Annotated in this window: 4 protein-coding genes and 1 pseudogene; all 5 read left to right on the top strand. The window is 68.7% G+C overall.

The features are described from left to right. Positions 1-738, top strand: a pseudogene (locus tag V7E05_RS13345) (magnesium chelatase); the annotation flags it as partial. Positions 739-768: 30 nt separating this feature from the next. After that, entirely contained in the window at positions 769-2,763 is a 1,995-nt protein-coding gene (locus V7E05_RS13340; RefSeq protein WP_333620128.1) for a vWA domain-containing protein, read from the top strand. Between the two features lie 85 nt (positions 2,764-2,848). Continuing rightward, entirely contained in the window at positions 2,849-3,466 is a 618-nt protein-coding gene (locus V7E05_RS13335; RefSeq protein WP_333620127.1) for a pentapeptide repeat-containing protein, read from the top strand. Between the two features lie 139 nt (positions 3,467-3,605). Continuing rightward, the gene (locus V7E05_RS13330) at positions 3,606-4,727 is read left to right on the top strand and encodes a ferredoxin reductase (protein WP_333620126.1); all 1,122 of its coding nucleotides are present in this window, start codon (positions 3,606-3,608) and stop codon (positions 4,725-4,727) included. Positions 4,728-4,736: 9 nt separating this feature from the next. Beyond that, a partial coding sequence (locus tag V7E05_RS13325) for a fatty acid desaturase family protein (protein WP_333620125.1) occupies positions 4,737-5,675 on the top strand: 939 nt, incomplete at its 3' end.

Below are 5,675 nucleotides of genomic sequence, written 5' to 3'. Positions count from 1 at the left end.
GATGTCCTTGTCGTCGCGTCGGCGAACCCGGAGGACTACACGAACCGCGGGCGGATCATCACCCCGCTCAAGGACCGCTTCGGCGCCGAGATCCGCACGCACTACCCGCTCGAGGTAGAGGCAGAGGTCGCCGTGATCCGCCAGGAAGCCGAGCTCTCGGCCGAGGTGCCCGAGGTGTTGCTCGAGATCCTCGCCCGGTTCACCCGCGCGCTGCGCACGTCCTCGGCCGTAAACCAGTCGGCGGGCGTCTCGGCGCGCTTCGCCATCGCCGGGGCGGAGACGGTGGCCGCCGCAGCCCGCCGTCGCGCCGCCGTGCGCGGCACGGAGGATGCCGTCGCGCGCCTCGTGGACATGGCCGCTGCGCTCGACGTGCTCGCGGGGAAGGTCGAGTTCGAGCCGGGCGAAGAGGGCCGCGAATCTGAGATCCTCGAGCACCTCCTTCGCACCGCCACGGCCGAGACCATCGGCGAGCATTTCGCCGGCCTCGATCTCGCCCCGCTCGTCGAGGCCTTCGATGGGTCGCTGCTCATCACCACGGGTCCGGAGGTCACGGCCGCGGAGCTGCTCGACTCGCTGCCGGAGCTCGAGGACCCGGAGCTGTATGGGGAGATCGCCCGGCGCGTGGGCGCCGAGTCCGCGGGCGAGCGCGCCGGCGCCGTGGAGATCGCGCTCGAAGGCCTCTACCTCGCTCGCCGCCTGTCCAAGGACAGCGGCGACGGGGAGACGGTGTACGGATAGGCGAATCGAGGCAGGGACATGGTCGGAGAAATGCCCAGGCGAGAACACCCACAGCGGTACGGGCGCTACACCGGCGGCCCGGATCCGCTCGCGCCCCCCGTCGACCTCGGCGAGGCTCTCGATTCGGTGTCCGAAGGCGTGATGGCCGGGTATTCGCCCCGCCGCGCCCTGCGCGAGTTCCTCCGCCGGGGCGGCAAGGGGCAAGAGGGCCTCGACGAGCTCGCGGGCCGCGTCCAACGCCGCCGGCAGGAACTGCTCCAGCGGCACCGGCTCGACGGCACGCTCGGCGAGGTCAAGGAGCTCCTCGAACAGGCGCTGCTGGCCGAGCGGGGCCAGCTCGCGCGCGATGCCCACATGGATCCCATGGACCGCACGCTCCGGGAAATGAGCATCGAGAACCTCCCGGACTCCACCGCCGCCGCGGTGGCCGAGCTCTCCGAGTACGACTGGGCATCGAGCGAGGGCCGGGAAAAGTACCGGCAGATCCAGGAACTCCTCGGCCGCGAGGCGCTCGAATCCCGATTCGAGGGGATGAAGCGCGCGCTCGAAGGTGCGGGGGAGTCCGAGCGCGAGGCGGTCACGGAGATGCTCACCGCACTCGGCGAGCTGCTCGAAAAACATGCCCTCGGCGAGGACACGCAGTCCGATTTCGAGGACTTCATGTCCCGGTACGGGGACTACTTCCCGGAGAACCCCAAGGACATCGACGAGCTCATCGACACCCTCGCCCAGCGCTCCGCGGCCGCGCAGCGGATGTTGCAGTCCATGACGCCCGAGCAGCGCGAAGAGCTCGCGCGCCTGTCCGAGCAGGCCTTCGGCTCGCCCGAGCTGCAAAACCAGCTCGCCCGCCTCGACAGCGTGCTGCAGACCCTCCGGCCCGGCGAGGACTGGGACGGTTCCGAGGAATTCGGGGGCGACGAGCCCCTCGGCGTCGGCGCGGGGACGTCCGTTCTTTCCGAGCTAGGCGAGCTCGACGCTCTCGCCGATCAGCTCTCGGACTCCGGATCGGATTCTCCGCTGTCGGAACTCGACATCGAGGCGCTCGAACGCCACCTCGGCCGCGACGCCGGCGTCTCGGCGCGCACGCTCGCCGATATCGAGAAGTCGATGCGCTCGGCCGGGTACCTCGAGCAGGCGGCGGAGGGCGAGTTCCGGCTCTCGCCGGCCGCGATGCGCAAGCTCGGGCAGAGCCTCCTGCGCGATGCCGCCTCTCGGCTGTCCGGGCGCACCGGCGCGCGCGAGACCCGCGCTGCCGGCGCGGCCGGGGAACTCACCGGCTCGAGCAGGCCGTGGGCGTTCGGGGACACCGAGCCGTGGGACGTCGGGAAGTCGATCACCAACGCGATTACCCGCATCGCAGGGGATGGCGGGGATCCGCGCCGGGGGCTGCGGCTGGCGCCGTCAGACATCGAGGTGCAGGAGACGGAGGCGCGGACCCAGGCCGCGGTCGCGCTGCTCGTGGACACCTCGTTCTCCATGGTGATGGAAGGCCGCTGGGTTCCGATGAAGCGCACGGCGCTCGCCCTCCACCACCTCGTCTCCACGCGGTTCCGCGGGGACGCGATGGAGCTCATCTCCTTCGGGCGCTACGCGCAGCGGCAGAGCATCGGCGAGCTCATCGGGCAGGACGCGTTCTACGAGCAGGGCACCAACCTGCACCACGCCCTGATCCTCGCCGGCCGCTTCTTCCGCAAGCACCCGAACATGCAACCGGTGCTGCTCGTGGTCACCGACGGCGAACCGACCGCCATGCTCCTGCCGGGCGGCGAGCCGTGGTTCTCGTATCCGCCGGACCGGGAGACCATTGCCACCACCGTCGCGGAGCTCGACAAAGTCGCTCGCTTCGGCGCGCAGATCACGCTGTTCCGGCTCGGGGACCATCCCGGCCTCGCTCGCTTTCTCGATGCCATGGCGCGGCGCGTCGGCGGCACCGTCGTGGCGCCGGACCTCGACGACCTGGGCGCGGCCGTCGTGGGGGAATACCTCGGCTCCCGCTTCGGGGACGCAGGGGATTCGAGGGAGTAGGTAGGCGCTGGGCAGGTAGACAAGAGCGAGGAGGAGCTAGGTGGCGCCGAGTGCAGTGCGGGGACCGGTGGTCAAAGCGCCAGCGATGGGGGAACTGGACGACGCCTCGGAGGCGGAGCTCGGGGCCGACGGCGACTACCTCGACGTGCGAGTCGCCGGAGCCGAGCTCGACGGGCGGGACCTGTCGCGGTCCACGTTCGACGGGTGTGCGTTCGAAGGGCTCGGGGCGGACGGGGCCCGGCTCGACGATTCGCGGTTCAACGATTCGCGGATCGCGGGTGTCTCGGCGTCCTCGCTTGCGCTCGGCGGAGCGGTGTTCGACAGCGTGGAATTCTCCGACTGTCGCCTCGGCGCCGTCGAGATGTACGACGCCACGTTGCGGTCCGTGCGGTTCACGAACTGCAAGATTGAGTGGATCAACCTCCGCGGGGCACGGCTCCGCGACGTCGAATTCTCGGGCTGCATCGTCGGGGAACTCGACCTCGTCGACGCCACCGCGACCCGTGTGCGCTTTTCCGATGCCTGCACTGCTCGCGAGCTCGACCTCGGCGGTACCGCTCTCGCCGACGTCGATCTCCGCGGGCTCGAGTTCGCGGGGATCCGCAACGCCGCCGACCTCTCCGGGGCGACCCTGTCGGGCACCCAGGTCTACGCGATGGCGGAGTCCTTCGCCGCGCACCTCGGGATCCGGGTGGAGGACTAGGCCGTCCCGTGCCGCTGCGCGCCCGGCATTGGGACGGCGCGAGGTTAAAACCCAATTCGCCGACGGGGTTACTTTCGCCACAGTTGGACGTTAGAGTCTATTTTGTCAAGCTAAGTGGTGGCCTACCGAAAGGGCGATCGTGGGCTTCGTGAACTGGAGTAAGCAGCCGGCCGAGGGCGTCGGCTCGAACCGCAAGGGGATGAACATCCTGCGGGGACTCGCCGCGCGTGCCACAACACCGCTGCTTCCCGACGACTACCTCGGCCTCGTCAATCCGCTGTGGTCGGCGCGTGAACTCCGTGGCCGGATCATCTCGCTGGAGAAGGAGACCGAGGACTCCGCGACGGTGACGATCCGCGCGGGCTGGGGCTTTCCGATCCACTACGAATCCGGGCAGTACGTGGGCATCGGAGTCGACATCGGCGGCCGCTGGCACTGGCGCTCCTATTCGCTCACCTCCGTCGGGGAGTCGCGGGAGGCCCGCGACAAGATCATCACCATCACGGTCAAGGCGAACCCCGACGGCTTTCTGTCCTCGCACCTCGTCGACGGTGTCGAGCCCGGCACGATCATCAGGCTCGCCGCGCCCAAGGGCGACTTCCACCTCCCGGAGCCCGTGCCCGAGCGCATCCTCTTCATCACCGCGGGAAGCGGGATCACGCCCGTCATGGGGATGCTGCGCTCGCTTGCGGCCAAGGGCCCGCTGCCCGATATCCTTCACATCCACTCGGCGCCCACGCGGGAGGACGTCATCTTCGGATCCGCGCTCGAGCAGCTCGCAGACGGAGAGGGGCGCTACGAGCTCGCGCTGCAGCTCACCGACTCGATGGGGAAGTTCGACGCCGCCGCCCTCGACTCCGTGGCGCCGGACTGGCGCGAGCGCGAGTGCTGGGCGTGCGGCCCCGCCGCGATGCTCGACGTCCTTGAGGCCCATTACGAGAAGGCCGGCTCCCGGGACAAGCTCCACATCGAGCGGTTCACCATCGCCCGCACCGACCACGGCGGGGAGGGCGGCACACTCCGCTTCTCGATCTCCGACAAAGAGGTCGAAGTCGACGGGGCCACGACCATCCTCGAGGCCGGGGAATCGCTCGGCGTCCAGCTGCCGTTCGGGTGTCGGATGGGCATCTGCCAGACCTGCGTGGTCTCGCTCGCCAAGGGCTACGTCCGCGACCTGCGGACCGGCGAGGAGCGCCGTGAGGGAGAACGAATCCAGACCTGCGTGAGCGCCGTGTCCGGCACCTGCACAATCGAGCAATAGGGGGAACCGATGGCCATTACAGATATCGACGTGTACGCCCACCTCACCGAAGAGGACATCGAGAACCTGGGCGCCGAACTCGCGCAGATCCGCGAGGACATCGAGTCGAGCCGCGGCGAGCGGGACGCGCGCTACATCCACCGGGTTATCGCGTGGCAGCGCGGCCTCGCGGCCGCCGGGCGCGCGACCCTGTTCTTCAGTAACCACAAGCCGGCGTGGATCGCCGGCACCGCGATGCTCTCGGTGGCGAAGATCCTCGAGAACATGGAACTCGGCCACAACGTTATGCACGGGCAGTGGGATTGGATGAACGACCCGGAGATCCACTCCTCCTCGTGGGAGTGGGACAACACCTGCCCGAGCACGCAGTGGAAGCACTCGCACAACTACGTGCACCACAAGTACACGAACATCGTGGGGATGGACGACGACGTGGGGTACGGCATCCTCCGGGTCACCCGCGACCAGCCGTGGGAGTGGTGGAACGTCGGCAACTCCGTTTACAACTTCCTGCTCGGCACGTTCTTCGAGGTCGGGGTCGCGCTGCATCACGTCGAGGTGGCGAAGCTGCGCGAGAAGGAGAAGACCTGGGGTCAGGCCTTCAAGGACCTCGGGGTCATCGGCCGGAAGGTCGGCAAGCAGGCCGCGAAGGACTACCTCATATTCCCGGTGCTCGCGGGAAAGAACTGGAAGAGCACGCTGACGGCGAACTTCACGTCGAATATCGTGCGCAACTACTGGGCGTACGTGGTGATCTTCTGCGGCCACTTCCCCGACGGCGCCGAGAAGTTCACCGTCGAGGAGTACGAGACCGAGGACCAGGCGCGCTGGTACCTGCGCCAGATGCTCGGTTCGGCGAACTTCCACGCCGGGCCCGCGATGCGGATGATGAGCGGCAACCTCAGCCACCAGATCGAGCACCACCTCTTCCCCGACCTGCCGAGCAAC

The sequence above is a fragment of the Dietzia sp. genome (assembly GCF_036741115.1).
Taxonomy (GTDB): domain Bacteria; phylum Actinomycetota; class Actinomycetes; order Mycobacteriales; family Mycobacteriaceae; genus Dietzia.
The sequence above is the reverse complement of the archived record's forward strand: the minus strand, read 5'-3'. Positions and strand labels throughout refer to the sequence as shown.